Annotated in this window: 24 protein-coding genes and 1 riboswitch; of the genes, 22 read left to right on the top strand and 2 right to left on the bottom strand. The window is 33.5% G+C overall.

Annotated features, from left to right (window positions below; translation table 11 throughout):
* Window positions 1-11: 11 nt before the first annotated feature.
* The 7 genes from G540_RS0105665 (at window position 12) to G540_RS0105635 (ending at window position 5,156) form a co-directional block, all read left to right on the top strand.
* Entirely contained in the window at window positions 12-872 is an 861-nt protein-coding gene (locus G540_RS0105665; RefSeq protein WP_035463627.1) for a CvfB family protein, read from the top strand.
* Between the two features lie 26 nt (window positions 873-898).
* Window positions 899-1,783: a site-specific tyrosine recombinase XerD gene (xerD, locus tag G540_RS0105660; protein WP_027107300.1), complete on the top strand. Its 885-nt coding sequence runs from the start codon at window positions 899-901 to the stop codon at window positions 1,781-1,783.
* Between the two features lie 71 nt (window positions 1,784-1,854).
* A complete protein-coding gene (locus G540_RS0105655; RefSeq protein WP_027107299.1) occupies window positions 1,855-2,214 on the top strand; it encodes a GNAT family N-acetyltransferase in 360 nt (119 codons plus the stop codon).
* Window positions 2,207-2,986, top strand: a complete 780-nt coding sequence (locus G540_RS0105650) for a segregation and condensation protein A (protein ID WP_027107298.1) — start codon at window positions 2,207-2,209, stop codon at window positions 2,984-2,986. The genes G540_RS0105655 and G540_RS0105650 overlap by 8 nt, the downstream gene beginning before the upstream one ends.
* On the top strand, window positions 2,967-3,557 hold the full coding sequence (gene scpB, locus G540_RS0105645) for an SMC-Scp complex subunit ScpB (protein ID WP_027107297.1): 591 nt from the start codon (window positions 2,967-2,969) through the stop codon (window positions 3,555-3,557). The genes G540_RS0105650 and scpB overlap by 20 nt, the downstream gene beginning before the upstream one ends.
* 15 nt (window positions 3,558-3,572) lie before the next feature.
* Entirely contained in the window at window positions 3,573-4,301 is a 729-nt protein-coding gene (locus G540_RS0105640; RefSeq protein WP_027107296.1) for a pseudouridine synthase, read from the top strand.
* A 59-nt stretch (window positions 4,302-4,360) separates the two neighbouring features.
* Window positions 4,361-4,481: riboswitch (FMN riboswitch) on the top strand.
* Window positions 4,482-4,586: 105 nt separating this feature from the next.
* The gene (locus G540_RS0105635) at window positions 4,587-5,156 is read left to right on the top strand and encodes an ECF transporter S component (protein WP_027107295.1); all 570 of its coding nucleotides are present in this window, start codon (window positions 4,587-4,589) and stop codon (window positions 5,154-5,156) included.
* Window positions 5,157-5,213: 57 nt separating this feature from the next.
* On the opposite strand, the gene G540_RS0105630 is transcribed toward G540_RS0105635, so the two are convergent.
* On the bottom strand, window positions 5,214-6,788 hold the full coding sequence (locus tag G540_RS0105630) for an Nramp family divalent metal transporter (protein ID WP_027107294.1): 1,575 nt from the start codon (window positions 6,786-6,788) through the stop codon (window positions 5,214-5,216).
* Between the two features lie 247 nt (window positions 6,789-7,035).
* Between G540_RS0105630 and G540_RS0105625 the strand changes: the two genes are divergently transcribed.
* From G540_RS0105625 to G540_RS0105590, 8 genes are all read left to right on the top strand, one after another.
* On the top strand, window positions 7,036-8,073 hold the full coding sequence (locus tag G540_RS0105625; RefSeq protein ID WP_027107293.1) for a helix-turn-helix domain-containing protein: 1,038 nt from the start codon (window positions 7,036-7,038) through the stop codon (window positions 8,071-8,073).
* A gap of 2 nt (window positions 8,074-8,075) precedes the next feature.
* Window positions 8,076-9,518, top strand: a complete 1,443-nt coding sequence (locus tag G540_RS0105620) for a RecQ family ATP-dependent DNA helicase (protein ID WP_027107292.1) — start codon at window positions 8,076-8,078, stop codon at window positions 9,516-9,518.
* A gap of 137 nt (window positions 9,519-9,655) precedes the next feature.
* Window positions 9,656-10,276 carry an SAG1386/EF1546 family surface-associated protein gene (locus G540_RS0105615; protein WP_235807549.1) on the top strand — a complete coding sequence of 207 codons (621 nt, stop codon included), beginning with the start codon at window positions 9,656-9,658 and terminating at the stop codon, window positions 10,274-10,276.
* A 63-nt stretch (window positions 10,277-10,339) separates the two neighbouring features.
* The gene (gene cmk / locus G540_RS0105610; protein WP_027107290.1) at window positions 10,340-11,023 is read left to right on the top strand and encodes a (d)CMP kinase; all 684 of its coding nucleotides are present in this window, start codon (window positions 10,340-10,342) and stop codon (window positions 11,021-11,023) included.
* Window positions 11,024-11,099: 76 nt separating this feature from the next.
* A complete protein-coding gene (gene rpsA / locus G540_RS0105605) occupies window positions 11,100-12,284 on the top strand; it encodes a 30S ribosomal protein S1 (RefSeq protein WP_027107289.1) in 1,185 nt (394 codons plus the stop codon).
* A 120-nt stretch (window positions 12,285-12,404) separates the two neighbouring features.
* Window positions 12,405-13,715 carry a ribosome biogenesis GTPase Der gene (gene der / locus G540_RS0105600; RefSeq protein ID WP_027107288.1) on the top strand — a complete coding sequence of 437 codons (1,311 nt, stop codon included), beginning with the start codon at window positions 12,405-12,407 and terminating at the stop codon, window positions 13,713-13,715.
* Between the two features lie 191 nt (window positions 13,716-13,906).
* Complete coding sequence (locus tag G540_RS0105595; RefSeq protein ID WP_027107287.1) at window positions 13,907-14,182, top strand: HU family DNA-binding protein; 276 nt, start codon at window positions 13,907-13,909, stop codon at window positions 14,180-14,182.
* A gap of 117 nt (window positions 14,183-14,299) precedes the next feature.
* Window positions 14,300-15,562 (top strand): tetratricopeptide repeat protein, encoded by a 1,263-nt coding sequence (locus tag G540_RS0105590; RefSeq protein WP_027107286.1) that lies wholly within the window; start codon window positions 14,300-14,302, stop codon window positions 15,560-15,562.
* A 62-nt stretch (window positions 15,563-15,624) separates the two neighbouring features.
* Here the strand turns inward: G540_RS0105590 and G540_RS0105585 are convergent, their stop codons facing one another.
* Window positions 15,625-15,813, bottom strand: a complete 189-nt coding sequence (locus G540_RS0105585) for a YjzD family protein (protein WP_027107285.1) — start codon at window positions 15,811-15,813, stop codon at window positions 15,625-15,627.
* 337 nt (window positions 15,814-16,150) lie between these two features.
* Between G540_RS0105585 and G540_RS0105580 the strand changes: the two genes are divergently transcribed.
* The 7 genes from G540_RS0105580 (at window position 16,151) to G540_RS0105550 (ending at window position 23,526) form a co-directional block, all read left to right on the top strand.
* Window positions 16,151-16,600 (top strand): LytTR family DNA-binding domain-containing protein, encoded by a 450-nt coding sequence (locus tag G540_RS0105580; RefSeq protein WP_081653555.1) that lies wholly within the window; start codon window positions 16,151-16,153, stop codon window positions 16,598-16,600.
* 1 nt (window position 16,601) lies between these two features.
* A complete protein-coding gene (locus G540_RS0105575) occupies window positions 16,602-17,063 on the top strand; it encodes a DUF3021 domain-containing protein (RefSeq protein ID WP_027107283.1) in 462 nt (153 codons plus the stop codon).
* 635 nt (window positions 17,064-17,698) lie between these two features.
* Window positions 17,699-20,005 carry a family 65 glycosyl hydrolase domain-containing protein gene (locus tag G540_RS0105570; protein ID WP_027107282.1) on the top strand — a complete coding sequence of 769 codons (2,307 nt, stop codon included), beginning with the start codon at window positions 17,699-17,701 and terminating at the stop codon, window positions 20,003-20,005.
* Window positions 20,006-20,007: 2 nt separating this feature from the next.
* Window positions 20,008-20,676 carry a beta-phosphoglucomutase gene (gene pgmB / locus G540_RS0105565; protein ID WP_027107281.1) on the top strand — a complete coding sequence of 223 codons (669 nt, stop codon included), beginning with the start codon at window positions 20,008-20,010 and terminating at the stop codon, window positions 20,674-20,676.
* A gap of 234 nt (window positions 20,677-20,910) precedes the next feature.
* Window positions 20,911-22,530, top strand: a complete 1,620-nt coding sequence (locus G540_RS0105560; protein ID WP_027107280.1) for a peptide ABC transporter substrate-binding protein — start codon at window positions 20,911-20,913, stop codon at window positions 22,528-22,530.
* Between the two features lie 345 nt (window positions 22,531-22,875).
* Window positions 22,876-23,160, top strand: coding sequence for a hypothetical protein (locus G540_RS0105555; protein WP_027107279.1), 285 nt, complete (start codon window positions 22,876-22,878; stop codon window positions 23,158-23,160).
* A gap of 69 nt (window positions 23,161-23,229) precedes the next feature.
* Entirely contained in the window at window positions 23,230-23,526 is a 297-nt protein-coding gene (locus G540_RS0105550; protein ID WP_027107278.1) for a hypothetical protein, read from the top strand.
* Window positions 23,527-23,553 lie beyond the last annotated feature (27 nt).

Below are 23,553 nucleotides of genomic sequence, written 5' to 3'. Positions count from 1 at the left end.
AAGGTGTCAAGATGGAAAATAAAATTGGACGCGTTATTACGATTAAAATTATTGATGAAAATGATAAGTATGTTTTTGGACAACATGATGGCGAAACATATCGTTTAGCTAAGGAAGAATTACGGAGTATTCCTAAAATGGGGGCAAATGTTTCTGGATTTGCCTATGAAAATGATAAGCATCAATTACAAATTACAAAAACAATTCCTAAAATCGGGATTGGTAAATATGCATTTTGTGATGTTGTTGCTGTGCGCAAAAACTTAGGAGTCTTTGTTGATATTGGCTTACCTAATAAAGATATTGTTGTTTCTTGTGATGAATTACCAGAATTAACACATCTTTGGCCTAAGAAAAATGATCGTCTTTTAATTGGTTTAAAAGTAGATCATAAAGGTCGACTTTGGGGAGATTTAGCGACAGAAGAAATGTTTAGAGCAATTAGTGTTAAAGCAGATGCGAAATTACGTAATAAAGATGTTACTGGGACAGTTTATCGTTTGAAAATGGTAGGATCTTATGTTTTAACAAATGATTATCAATTAGGTTTTATTCATAATACAGAACGTGATCAAGAACCACGTTTAGGTGAAGTTGTGAATGCACGTGTCATTGGTGTGCGTGAAGATGGAACAATGAATTTATCCTTACGACCACGTGCTTATGAAGCAATTAGTGATGATGCACAAATGTTAATTGCAGCGTTACAACATAATAATGGTCATTTACCATATACAGATAAAAGTTCTCCAGCTGAAATCAAAGCATATTTTGGTATTAGTAAAGGACAATTTAAACGTGCTGTGGGCCATTTAATGAAAGCTGGTTTAGTCCAACAAATCGATGGTGAATTACGTTTAAACGAAGCTTAAAACAGCTAAGGTGAGGGTGAATTACAATAGAACAGATTTTAAATGATTATTTGCATTATTTAAAAGTTGAACGAGGGCTTTCTGCCAATACAGTGGCTAGTTATCGTAATGATTTACAAACCTTTGCACTTTATTTAGCAGAACAAAACTTAAGCTATCAATCGGTTACTAAAGACGATGTTTTAGCTTATCTTCAAAAAGAGATGGATACTGGTAAAACTAACGCAACGATTATTCATCGTATTACAAGTTTACGCAAGTTTTATCAATATTTAGTTCAGGATCAAATTGTTACACAAAATCCGATGTTGTTAATTGATACACCGAAAAAACAACAACATTTACCAGAAGTTTTAACGACTAAAGAAGTGGAAACTTTGTTGAACACACCGAATACGGGCCAAGCCTTAGGGATGCGTGATCGGGCGATTTTAGAAGTGATGTACGCTACAGGGTTACGTGTGAGTGAAATTGTTAATCTGAAATTAAATGATCTGCATTTGAGTTTAGGTATCATTCAAACAATTGGTAAAGGTCAAAAAGAACGGATTATCCCGATTGGCGATGTAGCGATTCATTGGTTGGAACAATATTTACAATTAAGTCGACCAAAATTATTGAAAAATAAACGGAGTCCCTATTTATTTTTGAATTTTCATGGTAATCAATTAACACGCCAAGGAATTTGGAAGAATTTAAAAAAACAAGTCCAACAAGCAGGGATTACCAAAGAAGTAAGTCCGCACACATTAAGACATTCGTTTGCAACGCATATTTTAGAAAATGGTGCTGATTTAAGAATCGTGCAGGAATTGTTAGGTCATGCTGATATTTCCACGACGCAAATATATACCCATCTTTCCAAACGACGCTTAGCAGAGATTTATAATCAAGCACATCCGCGAGCTTAAGCGATTTGAGATAAGTTGGAAAATATGGTAAATTAAGGGATAGTTTATTGGCAAGATCACAGGAGGTCAAAATGCTTTATAAATATAAAAGTGATTATGAAAAAATTGCAATGGGATTGTTATCCTTTATACCAGATTTAAAAGACATTGCTCATTTACAATCTGAAATCAAATGGTACACCGCAGAAGATGATCGTAGTCTCTTTTTATGGAAAAATCCAAATGGTGACTTTATTGGAATCTTAGGTGTTGAAATCACTGATGATTTGTTGATTATTCGGCATATTGCTGTCTCACCTAGTGCACGAAATGAAGGGTTAACATATGCTATGTTATCCGATTTAGCAGCACGTTATCCGCATTGTAAGCTGATGGGGAATATTGAAACAGCAAGTATTATTAATAAATGGGAATGTAAAAAAGATGACTAAAGAAAATTCACAAACGGAATTAACTTTCAAATTACCAAGTTTTGAAGGTCCGTTGGATTTATTATTACATTTAATTAAACAAAACGAGATGGATATTTATGATATTCCAATTGCCAAAATTACTTCGCAGTATATCGAGTCATTAAAGCAAATGCAAAGCTTGAAGCTCGATATCGCTGGGGAGTATTTAGTTATGGCGGCAATGTTATTGAATATTAAAAGTAAAATGTTATTGCCAAATGAAAAAGAACAAATGGAATTGGCAGAATCTGATTTTCAAGAAGATCCGCGCGAACTTTTAGTAAAACAGTTATTATTACATAAATGTTATCAAGAAGCTGCCGAAAATTTACAAGTGGCTGCAGCAGAACGTTCTTTAAATTATACACGTGAAGAATTAACGCCTCCGGATGATATTCAGCAACAACAATTAAGTGCGGAAGGCTTGGATGTTCAGTTATTAACACAAGCTTTGCAAAGATTGTTATTGCAAAAAGAAATTAGTAAACCACAAAAAAGAGTTATTAATTCTGAAAAATATACAATTAAAGATGAAATTAAAAACATTCGGCAGTTATTACAAAGTACTAAGGAACCAATTTTATTTTCTGATTTATTTAAACAAAATGTCGATTTAGAAAAAATCGTGACTGTCTTTTTGGCAGTTTTAGAATTAAATAAAAGAGCAGAAGTTCATTTAGAACAAAAACAAACCTTAGGACCACTGTATTTAAAAAGTGAGGTAAAATCATATGTTAGCGAATCAAGCTAAAATTGAAAGTTTAATATTTGTTAGTGGGAATGAAGGCATTACCGTGACTGAAATTGCTCATTTAACAGGTCTGTTAAAGCCGGCCGTTTTAGAACAACTTGAAAAACTAAAACAAAAATATCAAAGTGATCAATCATGTGGTTTAATGTTACTATGTGCTGAAGAACGGTATCGTTTAGCAACTAAAAAACCTTTAGCAACTTTAGTGAAGAGTTATTTTGAAACGGATTCAGTTGTGAAACTGTCGGCAGCAGCTTTAGAAACTTTAGCAATTATTGCATATCAACAACCAGTGACACGGGTTGATATCGATGAAATTCGCGGAGTGAAATCGAGTTCGATGCTGCAAAAATTACTTTTATTAGGCTTGATTGCAGAAGCTGGTCGTTTAGAATTACCGGGAAGACCTTTGATTTATGTGACGACAGAAGCATTCTTAGATTATTTTGGAATTACAACATTAGCTGATTTACCAGAATTACCTAAGATTCAAGATGAAAAGTCGGAAGAATTAGAAGTTAATGATTATTTAGAACTATTTGAAACAACAATTACAGAAGAAATAGATTAAATTAGGAGGAATATAATGGCAGAAAGATTACAAAAAGTTATGGCAAATGCTGGTGTGGCATCGCGTCGCGCAAGCGAAAAATTAATTCAAGCAGGACGGGTATCCGTGAATGGTAAAATCGTGACGGAATTAGGAGTGAAAGTTGGCTCACAAGATTTCGTGTTAGTCGATAGAAATCCTATTGATAAAGAAAAGAAAGTGTATTTCTTGTTATATAAACCACGTGGCGTGATTTCAGCAGCGAAAGATGATAAAGGTCGTAAAGTAGTTACAGATTACTTTACTGATTTTGAACAACGGGTTTACCCAGTAGGACGTTTAGATTATGATACATCTGGATTATTATTAATGACGAATGATGGTGAATTAGCTAATCAATTAATGCACCCACGTTATAAAGTTAATAAAACATATGTTGCTAAAGTTGAAGGAACACCAACAAATGAAGAATTACAAAAACTTCGTCAAGGTGTTGTGATCGATGGTAAAAAGACAGCTCGAGCAAAATGTAAAGTTTTATCAAGTGATTTTCAAAAGAAAACATCAGTTGTGTCATTAACAATTCATGAAGGTCGTAACCATCAAGTTAAGAAAATGTTTAAAGCAATTGGCCATCCCGTACAAAAATTAAAACGTGAAACATATGGCTTTTTAAACTTAAATGGCTTAACATCAGGCGATTTCAGACCTTTAACAAGTTTAGAAGTTAGTGAATTGAAAAAAACAGTTCGTAAAGGCAAATAATTAATAACTTATTTTAAATAAGTTGTGTTATAATTTAAAAGAAATTAAATAATATTTTGGTTTATCTTCAGGGCAGGGTGTAAATCCCGACCGGCGGTAATAGTCCGCGACCTCTAGTAATAGAGTTGAACTGGTGTAACTCCAGTACCGACAGTATAGTCTGGATGGAAGAAGATAGGGCTTTTTTAATGATGATTAAAAATAAAACTCTATCAACAAGCTAAGTTGGTAGAGTTTTTTTAGTTAAAAGTCCGCGGTGAAGATAACCTTCAATGGAGGTTGAACATGCAACAAAGCAAAACCAAAAAATATACATTAATAGCAGTTTTGGCTGTGATGGCTTACTTATTAATGTTTTTAGCGGTTAGTATTATTCCACTAGTACCTTGGATGAAACTTGATCTAAGCGATTTACCAGTTTTATTAGGTTTTATTGTTTTAGGTTATCGTGGTGGATGGGAAATTTTATTATTGCGGACAGTCATTTATTTTGTATTAAGTGGTCCGAGTTTACCGAACTTAATTGGTGTTGGAGCTAGTTTATTAGCGAGTGCAATCTTTTGTACAACTATTTACGCTGGTTTAAAACGTGGGGCGCGACACGGTAAAAAATATGCAGGTATTGTATTATTAGCGACATTGTTATTAACAATAGCGATGGCTTTAGCTAACTGGTTGGTTATTACACCTTTATATTTGAATGTGTTGGGTATGCAGTTAAATATTAGTTTAGGCCAAATGATTTTGTATGGTGTGATTCCTTTTAATTTAATTAAAGGAATTGTTATTGGGATTATCTTTGGTGTGATTTATCCGAAATTAAGTAAAGCAATTCAAGAAAAAATTAGTGCATAAAAAAGAACGATATAAGTTGATTAATTAAATCAATTTATATCGTTCTTTTTTATTTATTTATTTTGCATCATTTTGTAAAGCTGCTTGTTTTAAGGCAAGTTCTTTATTACCACGATGGAGATCCCAAATTGTCCAAACAAGTAAGGCTAAGATAGCTGCGATTGCAAAGTAAGCAATAATATAAGCTTGATGCATTTGAGCAGCATTTGGATTATCACCATAGAAGGCAGCGATTGAATCTGGTAAACCACGTAAATTCAAGAGTGTTAATGAAATAACAGAGAGCCAACCTAAAATCCGTAACCAGAGACCATTTTTAAAACGACTTCCCATTTCAGCGGTACTATTTGTCATCATCAGCAATGGAATCATTGAGAATGGCAAGGCAAAGGCTAAGAAGACTTGTGAGTTATTCATCAAATTATTCAGGGCCTCATGTTGTGCGAGTGGATTTTTGCTGTTGGTTAACATGACACAGACTAAAACTGGAATAACAGAAATTAAACGTGTAATTAAACGACGTGCCCAAAGTGGCATTTTCATATGGATGAAACCTTCCATAATAACTTGTCCTGTTAATGTCCCGGTAATTGTCGAGTTTTGCCCGGAAGCAAGTAAAGCAACTGCGAATAAGACAGATAAAGCACCAGATTGTGCTACTTTAATTAAAACACCATTACTTAACATCGAGGAATCAGATAAGGCATGGTAAAGACCAAAGAATGAAGGGTCTTTAACAGCACCAGATTTGAAAACAGCAACACCCATAATTAATAATAATGAGTTAACAACGAAAGCGAATGTTAATTGGATGTTAGAATCCCATGCGCTAAAACGAACTGCTTCTGCCACGTCATCTTCGTTATTATGATCGATGTTTCTTGTTTGAGAAACAGCTGAGTGAAGATATAAGTTGTGCGGCATAACTGTTGCACCGATAATACCTAAAGCCCCATGTAAAGGATCCATCCCAGCAATTACTGGTTTAGATGCGAATGTTTGGGAAGTAGGAATAAATCCAGCGAAAACAGCACTCCAATCAGGATCTGAGAGGATAACTTGATAAGTAAAGACGAATAAAATTACTAAGATTAAAGCAACAACTAAAGCTTCAATTTTTCTAAAACCAACTTTAGTTAACAGTAAAAGTAATAAAACGTCAAAAACAGTAATAAAGACGGCGACGACTAAAGGAATATCAAATAAGAGATATAAAGCAATCGCAGCCCCGATAACTTCCGCGATATCAGTTGCCATAATAGCTAACTCAGTTAAAACCCAGAGGACAATCCCTAAGGAACGACTTGTCCGAGCTCGAATTGCTTGAGCTAAGTCCATTTGACTAACAATCCCAAGTTTGGCGGCCATATATTGTAATAACATGGCAATTAAACTTGACATTAAAATAACTGACATTAAAAGATATTGGAAGTTTTGCCCACCAGTGATGGAAGTGGACCAGTTACCCGGATCCATATAACCAACCGCTACTAAGGCACCAGGACCTGAGTAAGCAAATAATGTTTTCCAAAAACCTTGTCCTTTAGGAACAGAAACTGTCCCATTAATTTCTTCAAGCGAAGGACCATTCGCGTATTCAATAAATTTATGTTTGTTTTGTGTATGACTCACAGTAGAATCAACCCTCACTTTCTTAATGTTTAAATTAACAATTGTATTTTACACCTTATTTTGTCTAAAAGAAATCTTTTTTTAGGTGCGCCTTAATTATTATAATAATATTTGTTTTCTAATAATTCAACTAATACCATTTAAAAAATAATTGATTCAATAAAAAAGTTGAAAAAGCATGCTAAAAAAGGAGAGAAGACGTATTATATAAAGTGAGAGAGATTGGAAGAGGGAGTGTGATTTTTTAATGCACCAACCATGGATTCTGTATTTTGAGCCAGAAAAATTAAAAAAAGCTAGTGTCTTGCGACAATTAATGACAAATAAAATTACCAGTTCGAGTTTGTTTTGGGGTTTTTATTATGATTGGTTAGGATATATTAATGAAGAACCTAAATTACAAGAAAGTATTTTTCTAAAAGAATTAGCTCAACTAGTTAAATTAGGCGATTTGATGATGCCACAACAAGGATTTTATCAATTAACACCACAAGGGGAACAAAAAAAGCAAGCTATGATAGAGGCTGGATTATATTTACATAAGCCACAATTATTAGCCCAAATTGATTACCCATTATGGAAAGATGTTTTTTATTTAAGTGTACAAGCTGCTTCAGAATATGCTTATGACCAAAAACGTTATTATGTGATTACTTCTAATTTACAGGCCCAATATTATGTTAAACAATGGATTAAAAAATATTCATTAGCTCAATTAGTGACTGAATTAAATGAAACTTTAAATAAATTTTTAGCACAAGAAGATCCACAGTTAGCTGCAGCTTTTAGTGCTAGTTTGGTCGGCTATCAAGTTAACGGGAAAACAGCTCTACAAATTGCGGAAATGACGCCATATAGCCCAGCCGAAATTTCCTTGATGCAAGTTGATTTCTTATTGCGCTATGCTCAATATATCGTTCAAGAACAAAGTATATTAAAAGAATTAGTTGCTTGGACGAAAAATGAACGTCGTGTACCACAAAGTGCCTTAGTTACATATCAAATGTATTTACAAGGGTTTGATATTGCAACGATTAGTCAACGGCGACATGTTAAACCAGCAACAGTAGAAGAACATTTGATTGATGTAGCTATTATTAAACGGGATTTCCCCCGGGATGCATTTTTAACACCGGAATTAAAAACAGCTTTAAGTCAAATGATGTCAATTCAGAATGTGGCAACTATTCAGTATAAAGAGCTGAAAGAAAAACTTCCTGAATTAACTTTTTTACAATTTAGAATGTTCCAAATAGATTTATTACGAAAGGAGCGAAATAATTAGGCGTGGAAGAAGCAAAATTATTAGAAATTTTACAAACAGAATATCAATATCCGAGTTTTCGACCTGGACAAGTAGAAACGCTCCAAAAATTATTAAATAATGAAGCGACTTTAGCAGTTTTGCCTACAGGGACGGGTAAAAGTTTATGTTATCAACTCTATCAAAGAATTCAGCGGAAAACTGTCTTGATTATTTCGCCTTTAATATCTTTAATGCAAGATCAAGTTGAGCAATTGAAATATTTAGGTGATAAAAAAGTGGTGGCTTTAAATTCACAGTTGAGCTATGCCGAACGTCAGTATGTGATGCAGCATTTATCTATGTATGATTTTATTTATATGTCACCAGAAATGTTACAAAATCAGGATATTTTTCCTTTGATAAGAAAACTTAATCTAGGTTTATTAGTAATCGATGAAGCACATTGTATTTCGCAGTGGGGACCGGATTTTCGACCTGATTATTTAGAGTTAGGCCGATTGAAAAAGCAATTAGGTAATCCCTTGACTTTAGCTTTAACGGCAACAGCCACAACTAAAGTTACACAAGATATTTTGGAGAATTTAGAATTAAATCCAGCTAATATTGTGCGGTGCTCAGTGGATCGTCCTAATATCTATTTAGATGTGAAAGAAGTTACTGATGATCAAGCTAAACAAGATCTATTAGTTGAAATGGTACAAAATTTACAAGGCCCGGGCTTGATTTATTTTTCAAGTAAACGTAAAGCCGAAGAAATTAGCGCGTTATTAAATGCTCAAACCAATTTACGTGTTGCGACCTATCATGCGGATTTAGGTTTGGAACAACGCTATATGATTCAACATCAATTTTTAGATGATGAATTAGATATTATTTGTGCAACGAGTGCTTTTGGAATGGGTGTGAACAAGAAAAACATCCGTTATGTATTGCATTATCATTATCCAAGTGATTTAGAAAGTTATGTGCAAGAAATTGGCCGAGCTGGCCGTGACGGTCAACAAAGTTATGCGGGGTTGATATATGCGAAGCAAGATTATAATTTACAAGTTAATTTATTAGAAAAAACAATTCCCGATCAAAATGAAATTCGTTATTATAGTCAAAATCCAGAATTGATTACGGCGGATTCACCAGAAAGGATTCAATTAATTCAACATTTATTAGCTAAAAAACAAACTGAAGAGCAAATTTTGCAGTATTTTAAACAACGGCGAAATGAAAAATATCAAGGGATTGCCGGAATGATTACTTATTTAACGAGTGATGGTTGCAAACGTGATGAGATTCTAAGTTATTTTGGTGAAGAAAAACAAACGCAAAAACCGCGATATTGTTGTTGTGAAACGAGTGTTAGTTATGAACAATTAGGTTTAATGCATCAAAGTGATGCTCAGAAACTAAGTGTACAACCAATAGCCACGTATCAAGATGTTTTAGCTAAGTTATTTAAAACTAAGTAAGTTTGGAATGAAAACCATCATATAATAATTAAAAGATTGTGAATATTACTAAAAGCAGCAGAAAACTTTAGCTAATTGTAGGCAATCAAATCGAGAATATGATAAAATAATTTATAAAAGGTCTGAGGAGGAATAACATGGATCCAAAAAACGAGCATCAAGAACCAGAAATGAAAAATCCAGAACAAGAAAACAAACCTTGGGAAAAGAAATTTGAAGATGAACGTGATGAACAAGGTAACTATTCACGGACAGCAACACGTAAGAAAAGCAAAAATCATACGGTCTTAACAACATCATTATTAGTGATATTTTTAGTCATTATTTTAGGAACAATTGCTTTATATTTTGTGTCACAAAAGAAAGCTAATAACGATACAATGAACGATGATAAGATTGAAGTGGTAACTTCAGTTGATAAAGAAACATCTAAAAAAGAAAGTAAAGCTAAGAAAAAGAAAAAATCAGCTAAAAAAGCTAGTTCTAAAAAAGACAAAGCTGAAGAAGTTGATCCAGAAGATGATGTTGATCAAGATTTAGATAATCCTGATCAAAAACCTGAAAAGCCAGCTGATGAAGCTAGCTCACAAGCATCTACAAATGATAGTGCTAAAAAATATGTGACAGTTGCTAATGGACAAGGTATTTACCGGATTGCAGTTAATAATGGTTTAACAGTTGATCAATTATTACAATTAAATCCAGGTATGACAGCTAATTCAACAATCACACCAGGACAACAAATTAGAGTTAAGTAAATGTGAGGTCATTTATGACCTCTATTTATTTTGAATTAAGCGCTGGAAAGAGGATAGATAAAGATGGATGAAAATACTACGAAAATGCAAATTGCAATCGATGGACCGGCTTCTGCTGGTAAAAGTACGGTTGCTAAGCTAGTTGCGAAAGAAATGAATTACATTTATTGTGATACAGGTGCGATGTATCGTGTGGCAACTTGGTATGCATTGAAAAATAATGTAGCTTTAGATGATAATCAAGCATTAGAAGAAATGTTAAAAGATGTTCAATTAGAATTTGTACCAGCTGAACCAGTACAAAAAGTTTTTGTAAATGGTGAAGAAGTTACTGATGCAATTCGGATGCCAGATGTTACAAATAATGTTTCTTTAGTTGCGGCACAACCTAGTGTTCGTAAAGCTATGACTCAACGTCAAAGAGAAATTGCTGATGCTGGTGGAATTGTGATGGATGGACGTGATATTGGGTCAGTTGTTTTACCAAATGCCCAAGTCAAAGTCTTTATGGAAGCAACAGTTCATGAACGAGCATTACGTCGTTATCGCGAAAATCAAGCTAAAGGAATTGAAACTCCCTTAGCAGTGTTAGAAGAAGAAATTGCGGCACGTGATTATAAAGATTCAACACGGAAAGAAGCACCATTAATTTGTGCTGAAGATGCAATTAAACTTGATACAACAAGCTTAAATATTGAACAAGTTGTTGCTGAAATCAAAAAAATTATAAAAAAGAACGCTAAATAAACATGTTTAGCTGGTATTTGTTTAAAAAATAAGGTAAAATGGTACACGAAGTTAGTCGTTAAGGAGGACATAGTCCATGAGTAAAGAAGCAAACAAGGATTTATTAGAAGCATTGAACAGTGTTCAAGAAGTAAACGTAGGTGATGTAGTTAAAGGTGAAGTTTTAGCTATTGACGATTCAATGCAAGTTATTGTCGGAATTGAAGGTGCAGGCGTTGAAGGTGTCGTACCTGTCCGTGAATTAACAGTACAACGAGATGATATTAAAGAAGAAATTAAAATGGGTGACGTACTTGATTTAGTAGTTGTATCACGCATCGGTTCTGATAAAGAAGGCGGTAGCTACTTATTATCACAACGTCGTTTAGCAGCCCGTAAGATTTGGGAAGATGTTAAAGCAAAATTTGAAGCTGGTGAAACAATTACAGCACCTGTTACTCAAGTAGTACGTGGTGGTTTAGTAGTTGACGCTGGTATCCGTGGTTTCATCCCAGCATCAATGGTTTCAGACCAATATGTTGATGATTTAAACCAATACAAAGGTCAAGAATTAGAACTTAAGATTATCGAAATCGATCCAAGCGAAAACCGCTTAATCTTATCACACCGTGATATTGCACGTGCTAAACGTGAAGCACAACGCGCAGAAACAATGGCTAAATTAGTTGAAGGCGATGTTATTGAAGGTAAAGTAGCTCGTTTAACAAACTTTGGTGCATTCGTTGACTTAGGTGGTGTTGATGGTTTAGTTCACGTATCTGAAATTTCATACGAACGTGTTAACCAACCTTCAGATGTTTTAGAAGTTGGTCAAGATGTTAAAGTTAAAGTTTTAGGCGTAGATACAGAAAAAGGCCGTATTTCATTATCTATCAAACAAACATTACCAGAACCATGGGATGTTGTTGCAGAAGAAATTGCTGAAGGCGATGAATTAGAAGGAACAGTTAAACGTTTAACAGACTTTGGTGCTTTTGTTGAAGTTATGCCAGGTGTTGAAGGTTTAGTTCACATCTCACAAATTGCTCACAAACATATTGCAACACCAAGTGAAGTTTTAACTTCTGGTGAAACAGTTAAAGTTAAAGTTTTAAGTGTTAATGCACCAGAACATCGTTTAGCTTTATCTATTAAAGCATTACAAGAAAGACCACAAACTGAAGAAGCTGCTGAAGAAGTAGTGGAAGAAGTTGTTGAAATTCCTGAAGAAAACACAGGTTTCACACTTGGTGATCTTATTGGTGACGAAATTAACGAATAATCATTAATAAAGTCGATTTTTAAACTGACCCAAAGGATCGGATCTTCTGGGTCAGTTTTTTATTTATTAAAAAACAAATAATTATTAAAGAAAATGAAAAAATAAAAGGAGGAATGTTAAATGGCAAATCCAATTGTTGCGATTGTTGGTCGTCCAAATGTTGGTAAATCAACAATTTTTAACCGTTTAGCCGGTGAAAGAATTTCCATCGTGGAAGATATTCCGGGTGTAACGCGTGATCGTATTTACGCTACAAGTGAATGGTTAGGTCGCTCTTTTAACATTATTGATACTGGTGGGATTGATATTGGTGATGAACCTTTCTTAACTCAAATTACAGAACAAGCGCAAATTGCGATTGATGAAGCAGATGTTATTGTCTTTGTAGTAAGTATCAAAGAAGGTTTAACTTTAGCTGATGAAAAAGTAGCTAAAATCTTATATCGTTCAGATAAACCAGTTATTTTAGCTGTTAATAAAGTTGATAATCCTGAATTACGTTCAGAAATTTATGACTTTTATGCCTTAGGTTTTGGAGAACCAGTACCAGTTGCTGGATCTCACGGGATCGGAACAGGTGATCTTTTAGATTGCGTTGTGAAAGAATTCCCATCTGAAACAGAAGAAGAACAAGATGATTCAATTAAATTTAGTTTTATTGGTCGTCCTAATGTTGGTAAATCATCATTAGTTAATAGTATCTTAGGTGAAAATCGTGTAATTGTTTCTAATGTTGAAGGTACAACACGTGATGCGATTGATACGAAGTTCACAACTGATGATGGTACTGAATATACTATGATCGATACAGCCGGAATTCGGAAACGGGGTAAAGTATATGAAAATACTGAAAAATACTCTGTTTTACGTGCGATGCAAGCGATTGATCGCTCCGACGTTGTTGTGGTGGTCTTGAATGCTGAAGAAGGTATTCGTGAACAAGATAAACACGTTGCTGGTTATGCGCACGAAGCTGGTCGTGGGATCATTATTGCGGTAAATAAATGGGATGCCATCGAAAAAGATGGTCGTTCTATGCAAGAATTCACGCAAAAAATTCGTCAAGAATTCCAATATTTAAGCTATGCACCAATTGTGTATGTATCTGCTAAAACAGGTCAACGCTTGAATAAATTACCAGAATTGATTGAAAAAGTTAACGCTAACCATGCGCAACGAATTCCATCAGCTGTTTTAAATGAAGTTGTGATGGATGCGATTGCTTATAATCCAACACCAACAGATAACGGCAAACGTTTACGTGTTTACTATGCAACTCAAGTGGCAACTAAGCCACCAACATTTGTAATTTTCGTAAATGATCCAGAATTAATGCACTTTTCTTATGAACGTTTCTTAGAAAATAGAATTCGGGAAGCCTTTGATTTTGAAGGAACACCAATTCATTTAATCGAAAGACGTCGTAAATAAACTAAGGGTCAATCTTAGATAAAAAAAGTTTAATCAGAGGTTAAAAACCTTGTTATAGTAAGGTTTTTATGCTATTCTATCAAATGGACAATGATTTGTAAGTCATTGTTTCATCATTTTTGGGAAACCCAAAATGAGCTATCAAGAGATGATGATATTACATCTAATCTTCATTTGAGGAGGTGAAACATATGGCAAACAAAGCACAATTAATTGAAACAGTAGCAGAACGTACAGGTCTTACAAAGAAAGACGCAACAGTTGCTGTTGATGCTGTTTTTGGTTCAATCCAAGATTTTCTTAAAGAAGGCGAAAAAGTTCAATTAATCGGTTTTGGTAACTTCGAAGTTCGTGATCGTGCAGCTCGTAAAGGTCGCAACCCACAAACAGGTGAAGAAATCCAAATTCCAGCAAGTAAAGTTCCTGCATTCAAACCAGGTAAAGCTTTAAAAGATGCTGTTAAATAAGATTTAAACTTATTTTGCATAAAGTCGGGACTGTAAAGTTCCGGCTTTTTTAAAACGCTGAATTTAGCGCGCTGGGATGTTTGTCAGATGTTTTCAAACAAAAAAGGAGAGTTATATATGACATATTCAGAACAATTAATCGACATGTTAGAAATGGGTCAAATTGATGAAGCTTATGCGATTTTTCCAAAAGCTTTAGAAAATGATGACGATGAGATGTTATACAGTTTAGCTGAAGAATTATATTCTTTAGGTTTTTCTGATTTAGCAAAAAAAGCTTATCAATTATTATTAGAACGTTATCCGGATGAAGATCAAATTCGGACCGCTTTAGCTGATATTGCGATTAGTGAAGGGCATGATGATGAAGTTATTCAATATTTAGCAGATATTAAACCAGATTCTGATGCTTATTTACAATCATTATTAGTAGCGGCAGATTATTATCAAACACAAGCGATGTTTGAAGTAAGTGAAAGTAAATTATTAAGAGCTTTATCTTTAGCACCAGATGAGCCAATTATCCAATTTGCCTTAGCAGAATTTTATTTTAATATTAAAGAATATCACAAAGCACAAAAACTTTATTTAGAATTAATTAAAAACGGTGTACTTGAATTATCACGGGTTGATTTAGTCCAAAGATTAGGTGTTTCTTATGCAGGACAAGGTAAATTTGAAAAAGCTTTAGCTTATTTAGATCAAATTCATGAAGAAAAATTGGATATTGATACACGTTTCCAATTAGCTTTTACCCAATTACAATTAGGGATGTTAGATGAAGCTCAAAATAGTTTTGAAAAATTAATCGAATTAGACCCAGGATATGCGACAGCGTACCCATATTTAGCTGATATTCAACAAGAAAAAGGTCAACTCGGTGAAGCTTTAAAGACTTATCAAGAAGGTTTAGCAGTTGATGAATATAATATTGAACTTTATCGTAAAGCAAGTGAATTAGCTTTACAATTAGGTGAAGTTGAATTAGCACAACGTTATTTAAAAACAGCATTGAGTCAAGATGAACATAATTTAACATTAGTGTTAGCGTTGAGTAATTTATATTTACAACATGATATGCATCAAGAAAATATTGCCTTTTTAAATGAGTATTTAGCAGAAGGTGAAATTGATCCGCAAATTCATTGGAATTTAGGTCGTTCTTATGCGGCAATTGATGATTATCCAGAAGCTGTTAAAAATTATCAAGCAGTTCAAGAAGCATTGCATAATAATTTAGATTTCTTAAAAGATGCAGCTTTTGTTTATCGTAATGCAGGGGAACGAAACCTAGCATTAGAATGTTTGAATCTTTATTTGCAAGAAAGACCAAATGATAGCGAAGTTTTAGAACTTCAAGAAGCTTTAGAAGATTATTAGAACAAAATAAAAAACGTCGTAAAAGATTAATTAATCTTTTGCGACGTTTTTTATGTAGGTTGTTATTCCTGTTTTGCTTTCGGATCGCTAATGAATACATTAAGAACGTTATTTAAAACTAATCCGGCAATAATAGGAATAATAGCAGCTAGTTTAGGATCGAATGTTAATCCTGTTAGAGCAGAAACTACATAGGCTAAGATTTCACCATATAATACACTCCACACAATGACTGCGATTTGTTTTCCCATTAGACAACACCTCTCATTCAAATACAGTTTATCATAAATGCGCTTACTTTGTATAGATAACTTTGCCTTTATGTCATAATAAAGTTAATATAATAAATATGATGTTATAAAAGGATTAAGAAATGTTATGACTAAAAAGAAAACGCAATGAAAGATAGACCTGTTTGTTGGTGATAAAGAAAGATGAGAAAGTAAATTACAACAGTATTAATAAGCATTAGAGCGATAGATTAAACGGCTATCGCTTTATTTTTTACCACTTGTAGCCTAATAATAACCGTTTATAGGAATTTGCGTACATACAGAAAAAGTTTTGCTATACTATCAATGAAAGGAGATGATAGAGATGATAATAAATCTTGATATAGATAAAAAATATAAAGAAACAGAAATCAATATTCAATCTTATGAGATGACTGAAGAAATACGTAAGATTATGGAGTTTATAAATAAAGATAATACAGGAAAGCTTACTGTCATCAAGGATGAAAGAATTCTCTTGATAAAATTAGCTGATGTTTTTACAGTCTTTGCTGAAGGTGGCAAAGTGTTTGTAGAAACGGCTGATGATAAATTTGAAATTAAGTTAAGATTATATGAGGTAGAAGAAAAATTATCTCATCTATCATTTATAAGGATAAGTAAGTCGAAAATTATAAATATTGACAATGTAAAGTATTTTGAATCAGGGTTTACAGGAACTATTGAGATTGTATTTAAAAACGACAAAAAAACTTATGTGTCAAGAAGGTATGTAAAGGGGATTAAAGAAAGGTTAGGTGTTTAAAATGAAAGAGCAAAATCTCTATGACAGAATCAGAAAAATATTAGTAGGTGCTTTGATGGGAGTAGGTATAGGTTATATTATTGCTTTGTGTTTTTCTGTGAAATGGGGAGCATTTTCTCCAGCACCTTTAGTTCTTGTAGAAAAGGTAGGAAATATAAAGGCAGCTGAAATGTTGGCTTTATATTCAGGGCTTGTAGGTGCTGTATTTGCAGGAACAAAATTTATTTGGGATATAGAAAAATGGAGTTTAGTAAAAAGCTCTTTCGTATATTTTACAATTAATCTTTTAGTTATGAGCTGTGCAGGATATAGATTATACTGGTTTTCTCATAATATAAAAAATTATTTTTCTTTTTTATCTGTGTATATAGTGATTTTTATAGCTATATGGGTAGTAACATATTTCAAAAATAAAAAGAATGTAAAAGAACTAAATGATAAATTAAACCAAATTAAAAAATAAAAAAAGATAATAAAATTAAATCGATAGGATATTTTTGATGTTTTTTAACGAATACTCACGAATATATTATGATATTGTTATATGATATATTCGTGAGATGTGATACGAAGTGTCAAACTCAAACAAAAAAGACGACAACAAAATATTCATTGTCGTCGTCAAAATTAACGAGCCTACTCAGAGAAAGTTAACTTTTTCTGATGTCTTTACTATAATTGGAATTGTCAGCGCGTGGCTCATTTGTTGGCTAACTTTAACTTACTAAGTTAGCTATCGAGAGGTAAGATTACAGCTTGCCTCTTGTTTGAGTATAACAAATTCGTGCCTAAAATGAAAATTAATTATTCTAAAATGTTTAGATATATAGCTTTAATTTCATTGTGGTTGGCAACTATGTTTGCTATCTTACATCCTTAAAAAGGAGTGTACAATGATTAAATTGTACAGTTAGTGAAGGCGCGCCGTGAATATAATTCTAAAGAACAACAAGGACAGTGTTAGCTGTCCTTTTTTGTTACTGCTTTTTAAAAGGCTAACGGGTCTAAGTCAGACAGTAGTAAGTAATGTTGTTTGTTAAAAAGTTCGCTGCAACGTATAATTAAAATTAATAGCAGGTTAAAGAGAGGTTGGTTGTTATGGAACAAGCACAACAAAAGTTATTTGCGGTTACTGATTCCTGGGAATTAAGTAAAACTAATTTTGATCCTCAGACACGTTTATTAGAAGAATCCTTAACAAGTTTAGGGAATGGTTATATGGGGATGCGGGGAACTTTCGAAGAAGATTATAGTGGTCAAACACATCAAGGTACATACATAGCCGGGGTCTGGTATCCAGATAAAACACGAGTTGGATGGTGGAAGAATGGTTATCCGGAATATTTTGGCAAAGTGATTAATGCAACTAATTTTAGTGCGTTAAAAATTACAGTAGCTGGAGAAGTATTGGATTTAACAAAACAGCCACCAAGTGATTATTTCTTAGAATTAGATTTGCAAGCCGGGGTCTTACGGCGGAGTTATACTGTGAACATCGCTGGCAATCATTTAGCTTTTCGTTGGCAAAGATTTTTTAGTTTAGTTCAAAAAGAGATTGCAGTTTTTAATTTGGAAGTTGAATTATTAGCTGGGCCGGGCTGTGAAGTGCAGATTAGCTCTGAGCTGCAAGGCGATATTCAAAATCAAGATAGTAATTATGAAGAATATTTTTGGAAAACTAAAGCAAGCGGGATTACCGAAGATAAAAATGCTTATTTCACTAATCAAACAAAAGAGAATGCGTTTGGTGTGCCGCAATTTGTAGTGACAACGATGATGAAAAACAAAACTAATGGCACATTACAAACAGAACATTTTGATCAAGCTGGTGTGCAACAAAAGTATCAAAAAACTTTAACCACAGCGGATGCCAAACTAGAATTCACTAAATATGTGGCAGTAGTGACGGACCGTGATTATCCATTGGAGAACCAGTTATCACAAGCACAAAAATTATTAAATCGCTTTAGTCAAAATGATTTTTCGCAAGCTTTACAACAACAAGCTCAGGCCTGGAAAAAACGGTGGGACAAAGCTGATGTGGCGATTAGTGGTGATCCAGCTGCTCAACAAGGGTTAAGATTTAATTTATTTCAATTATTCCAAACATATTATGGTGAAGATGAACGGTTAAATATTGGTCCCAAAGGTTTTACCGGTGAAAAATATGGCGGCGCAACGTATTGGGATACGGAAGCATATGCATTGCCTTTATATTTAGCCTTAACTGAGCCGAAAGTACCATTGCAATTACTGAAATATCGTCATCAACAATTACCACAAGCTTATCACAATGCCCAACAACAAGGCTTAAAGGGTGCATTATATCCGATGGTAACTTTTACGGGTGTTGAATGTCATAATGAATGGGAAATAACTTTTGAAGAAATTCATCGTAATGGAGCCATTGCCTACGCTATTTATAATTATACAAATTACACTGGTGATGATACTTATCTAAAAACAACTGGTTTAGAAGTTTTAGTCGGAATTGCCCGTTTTTGGGCGGATCGGGTTCATTATGTCCCACACAAAGATCAATATATGATCCATGGTGTGACCGGTCCGAATGAATATGAAAATAACGTGAATAATAACTGGTACACTAATTATTTGGCGCGATGGGTTTTACAATATACTAAAGAAATGTATTGCAAATATGCAGCAAGTAGTCCTATTACAGTTGATCAACAAGAATTAGCTGACTGGCAACAAATTATTGATAAGATGTATTTACCGTATTCAGCTGACTTGGGAATTTTTGTGCAACATGATACTTTTTTAGATAAAGAATTAAAACCAGTTACTGAGTTAAGCGAAAAAGATTTACCTTTAAATCAAAACTGGTCCTGGGATAAGATTTTACGTTCTTGTTATATTAAACAAGCCGATGTGCTGCAAGGGTTATATTTTTTCAATGATCAGTTTAGTCAGGCAGAAAAAGAGCGTAATTATCAATTTTATGAACCTTTAACAGTGCATGAGTCATCTTTATCACCATGTATTCATGCGATTTTAGCGGCCGAATTAGGGTTAACGAGTAAAGCTTTAGAATTATATTTACGCACAGCACGACTAGATTTAGACAATTATAATCATGATACCGAAGATGGACTGCATATTACATCGATGACAGGTAGTTGGTTAGCTTTAGTACACGGTTTTGCCCAAATGAAAACCGATCATAATCAATTATCGTTTGCGCCTGTGATACCTAAACAATGGTCAGGTTATCGTTTTCGGATTAATTATCGCCAACGATTATTGAAAGTGAATGTCACGCCTACAACTGTGCAAGTAACATTGTTAGCGGGTGAACCGTTAGAATTAAACGTTTATGCAGAAAAATATTTATTAACTTTACAAAATGAAATTCAAGTTCCTGTACACAGAAATGAGGAGTAAACATGTTTAAAGGTGTGTTATTCGATTTAGATGGTGTGATTACAGATACGGCTGAGTATCACTATTTAGCTTGGCGCGCTTTGGCAGCGGAGTTAGGTATTGAAATTGATCGTCAATTTAATCAACAATTAAAAGGCTTGAGTCGTGCTGATTCATTACGGTTGATTTTACAAAAAGGTCAACAAACTGAACTTTATCAAGGTGAAGCTTTTCAAGAATTGATGCAACGAAAAAATGAAAATTATTTAAAAATGATTCAAAAAATTACCCCGGCCGATATATTGCCGGGTATTAAAGAGTTATTATTTGAATTACAAGCAGCTAATATTAAAATCGCTTTAGCATCAGCGAGTCAAAATGGTCCGGTTATTTTAGAAAAATTAGGGTTAGCGGATTGTTTTTTAGGGATAGCTGATCCCAAGCAAGTAGCTGCGGGGAAACCAGCACCAGATATTTATTTGTTGGCAGCTAAAGAAATTGGTTTAAACGCTCAGGAATGTTTAGGTATTGAAGATGCCTTAGCTGGAATACAAGCGATTCAAGCGAGTGGAGCTGTGCCAGTTGGTGTGGGCCAAGCACAAGATTTAGGTGCTGATATCGACATTGTTGAGACAACGAAGGATTTGAATTTAGCTTATTTACAAGAAGTTTGGCAAAAATGTGAAAAATAAAAAAGAGTTACAAAGCAGTGCAACCAACTGTTTTGTAACTCTTTTTTTAGAGTGATTATAATTAAATTAAAAATAAATTAGAATAGATATACCCTGGATAAACTTATATCTACCAAAGGGATCAGAAAAAGCTGTAAAATAAATTATAAAAAAGTAGTTGACTTTTAATGTTATTCTAATGTATATTAATCACAAGCTAATTATTACTTAATATTAATCGAGAGGGAGATGTGTATGAAGTGGAGTAAAGTTTTAAGTTTAAGTGGTGTTGTCTTAACAGGAGCTGTGGCTTTAACAGCATGTGGTCAAAAAAGCACAGAGTCAAAAGATCAAGTTTTAAAATGGAGTTTACCAGCAGAAATCTCAACAATGGATCCGTCCTTAGCAACTGATAACTATAGTTTTGATATGTTAAGCAATAGTATGGAAGGTCTTTATCGTTTAGGTAAAGATAGTAAGATTGAACCTGGGATTGCGACTGCAACTAAAGTTTCTAAAGATGGTTTAACATATACATTTAAACTACGTAAAGACGCTAAATGGTCCAATGGTGACCCTGTAACAGCACAAGACTTCGTGTATAGCTGGCGCCGAACAGTTGATCCAAAAACTGGTTCACAATACGCATATTTGTATGAAGGTATTAAAAATGCCCTCGATATTAATGAAGGTAAAAAACCGGTTGAAGATTTAGGTATAAAAGCTAAAGGTAAATATGAATTAGTTGTTACATTAGATAAACAAATTCCATATTTCAAATTATTAATGGGATTCCCATCATTCTTCCCACAAAACCAAAAAGCAGTTGAAAAATTTGGTAAGAAATACGGAACATCTGCTAAGTACGTAGTGTATAACGGACCATTCAAGATGGAAGGTTGGACAGGAACGAACTTGAGCTGGAGTTTGAAGAAGAATAAAAATTACTGGGATGCTAAAAAAGTTAAATTAGATAAAATTAAATTCCAAGTTAATAAGAGTACAACAACATCATATAGTTTATATCAATCTGATAAATTGGATCAATCAACATTAGGTCCAGAACAAGCAAAACAATTGAAAGATAATCCTGATTTCTCAATTGTGAAAAATTCTAACTTAAGTTATTTAGAATTAAACCAAAACAATAAATTCTTAGCTAACAAGAAAATCCGTCAAGCTATCTCATATGCTATTGACCGGAAAACAATTGCTAAAACAATCTTAGGTAGTGGTACTTTACCAGCTAAATGTTTCGTATCTCAAGGTTTGGCTAAACATGATGGTAAAGACTTTACAACAGATGCAGCTACAAAAGCTGGTGTCACATATGATAAAGCTTTAGCACAAAAATTATTCAAAGAAGGTATGCAAGAAGTTGGAGAAACAAGCTTCTCTGTCAATATCTTAGGTGATGATTCTGATTTAACGAAGAAATTAACAGAATACTTACAAAGTAAATTAGAACAAACTTTACCAGGAATTAAAGTTAGTGTAAATAACATTCCATTTAAGACACGTTTAAGCCGTTCTGAAAAAGGTGAATTTGATATCGTCTTATCCGCTTGGGGTGCTGACTTCTCTGATCCAATTAGTTTCTTAGATTTAATGGTTTCAGGTAGTCCTTATAACAACGGTAAATGGACAAATACAGAATACGATAAGTTAATCCAAGCATCTAAGACAACAGATGCAGGCGATCCAGACAAACGTTGGGATGATTTAGTGAAAGCTGCTAAATTGCTTAACCGTGAACAAGGTGTTATCCCATTGGTACAACGTAATACACCACAAATGCTTCGTTCAAACGTGAAAGATGTCGTGCATAACTCAGCCGGAGTTTCTCATAACTGGAAAGAAGCATACATTAAATAAAAATAATTTTTAGACAAGCTGCCGAATATGGTAGCTTGTTTTTTTTGTTTATAATATGTAATAAGTTACTATAACATTAATGTGAATTAACCACTATCGACAAGGGGGAGTGACAAAACAAAAAGAACTCCGTGAAATATTTCCGTACTATTAACATTTGTTTTAACAGTTATTCAAGATGTTGTTTAGGTGATCAGTACCTTTTAGAAAACGCCCGCAAAGGTGATATAACAAGGTTTAGGGAGGCAAAGTTTACCTAAATGTATATAACTAAATGTCTGAATATGGTATAATAAGAGAGTAGATATGAATTTAGTCAAGGTAGAAAAAGAGTGAACATTAAACATGGAAGATAAGGATAAAGATAAAATTAGCGTCCATTTTACAGCGTGGGATATATTTTTGTATTACACCTGCAGCGTGTATTTTTTAACTGAAAATAATTTGTTGGGGCTTTTAGGAAAAATTAGCCTAGCGTTGATTTTTATAGTAGCACCAATATTATTTTTATTATCTGCAATCAAAAAGTTTAATTCATTAGATAAATATGTAAAAATGACATTTGATGCAGGACGAGCTTTGCTTTCGTTAAGCATAGTGCTAACATTCGTAATGATTATTTTCGCTTAAACAAAAAGAGAGATAGTGTAGTAATTATATAAGTAGTTAGTCAAGGTAGAAAAAGAGTGAACATTAAACATGGAAGATAAAGAAAGAATTGACGTTCATTACACTAAATGGGATATATTTTTTTATTTCATTTGTAGTGTATATTTTTTAACCGAAAATAATTTAATAGGGCTTTTAGGAAAAATTAGTCTAGCGTTGATTTTTATAGTATCGCCAATATTATTTTTAGTATCTTTAATTAAAAAGTTTAATTCATTAGATAAATATGCACAAAAAACATTTCATGCAGGAATGGCATTGTTTGGATTGGGTGTATTTTTAGTAGTAGTAATGTTAATGTGGCAATCAATATCTATGATTATTTAATAACAAAAAGAGAGATAGTGTAGTAAT

The sequence above is a fragment of the Ligilactobacillus ceti DSM 22408 genome, from assembly GCF_000423245.1.
Classification (GTDB): Bacteria; Bacillota; Bacilli; order Lactobacillales; family Lactobacillaceae; genus Ligilactobacillus; species Ligilactobacillus ceti.
The sequence above is the reverse complement of the archived record's forward strand: the minus strand, read 5'-3'. Positions and strand labels throughout refer to the sequence as shown.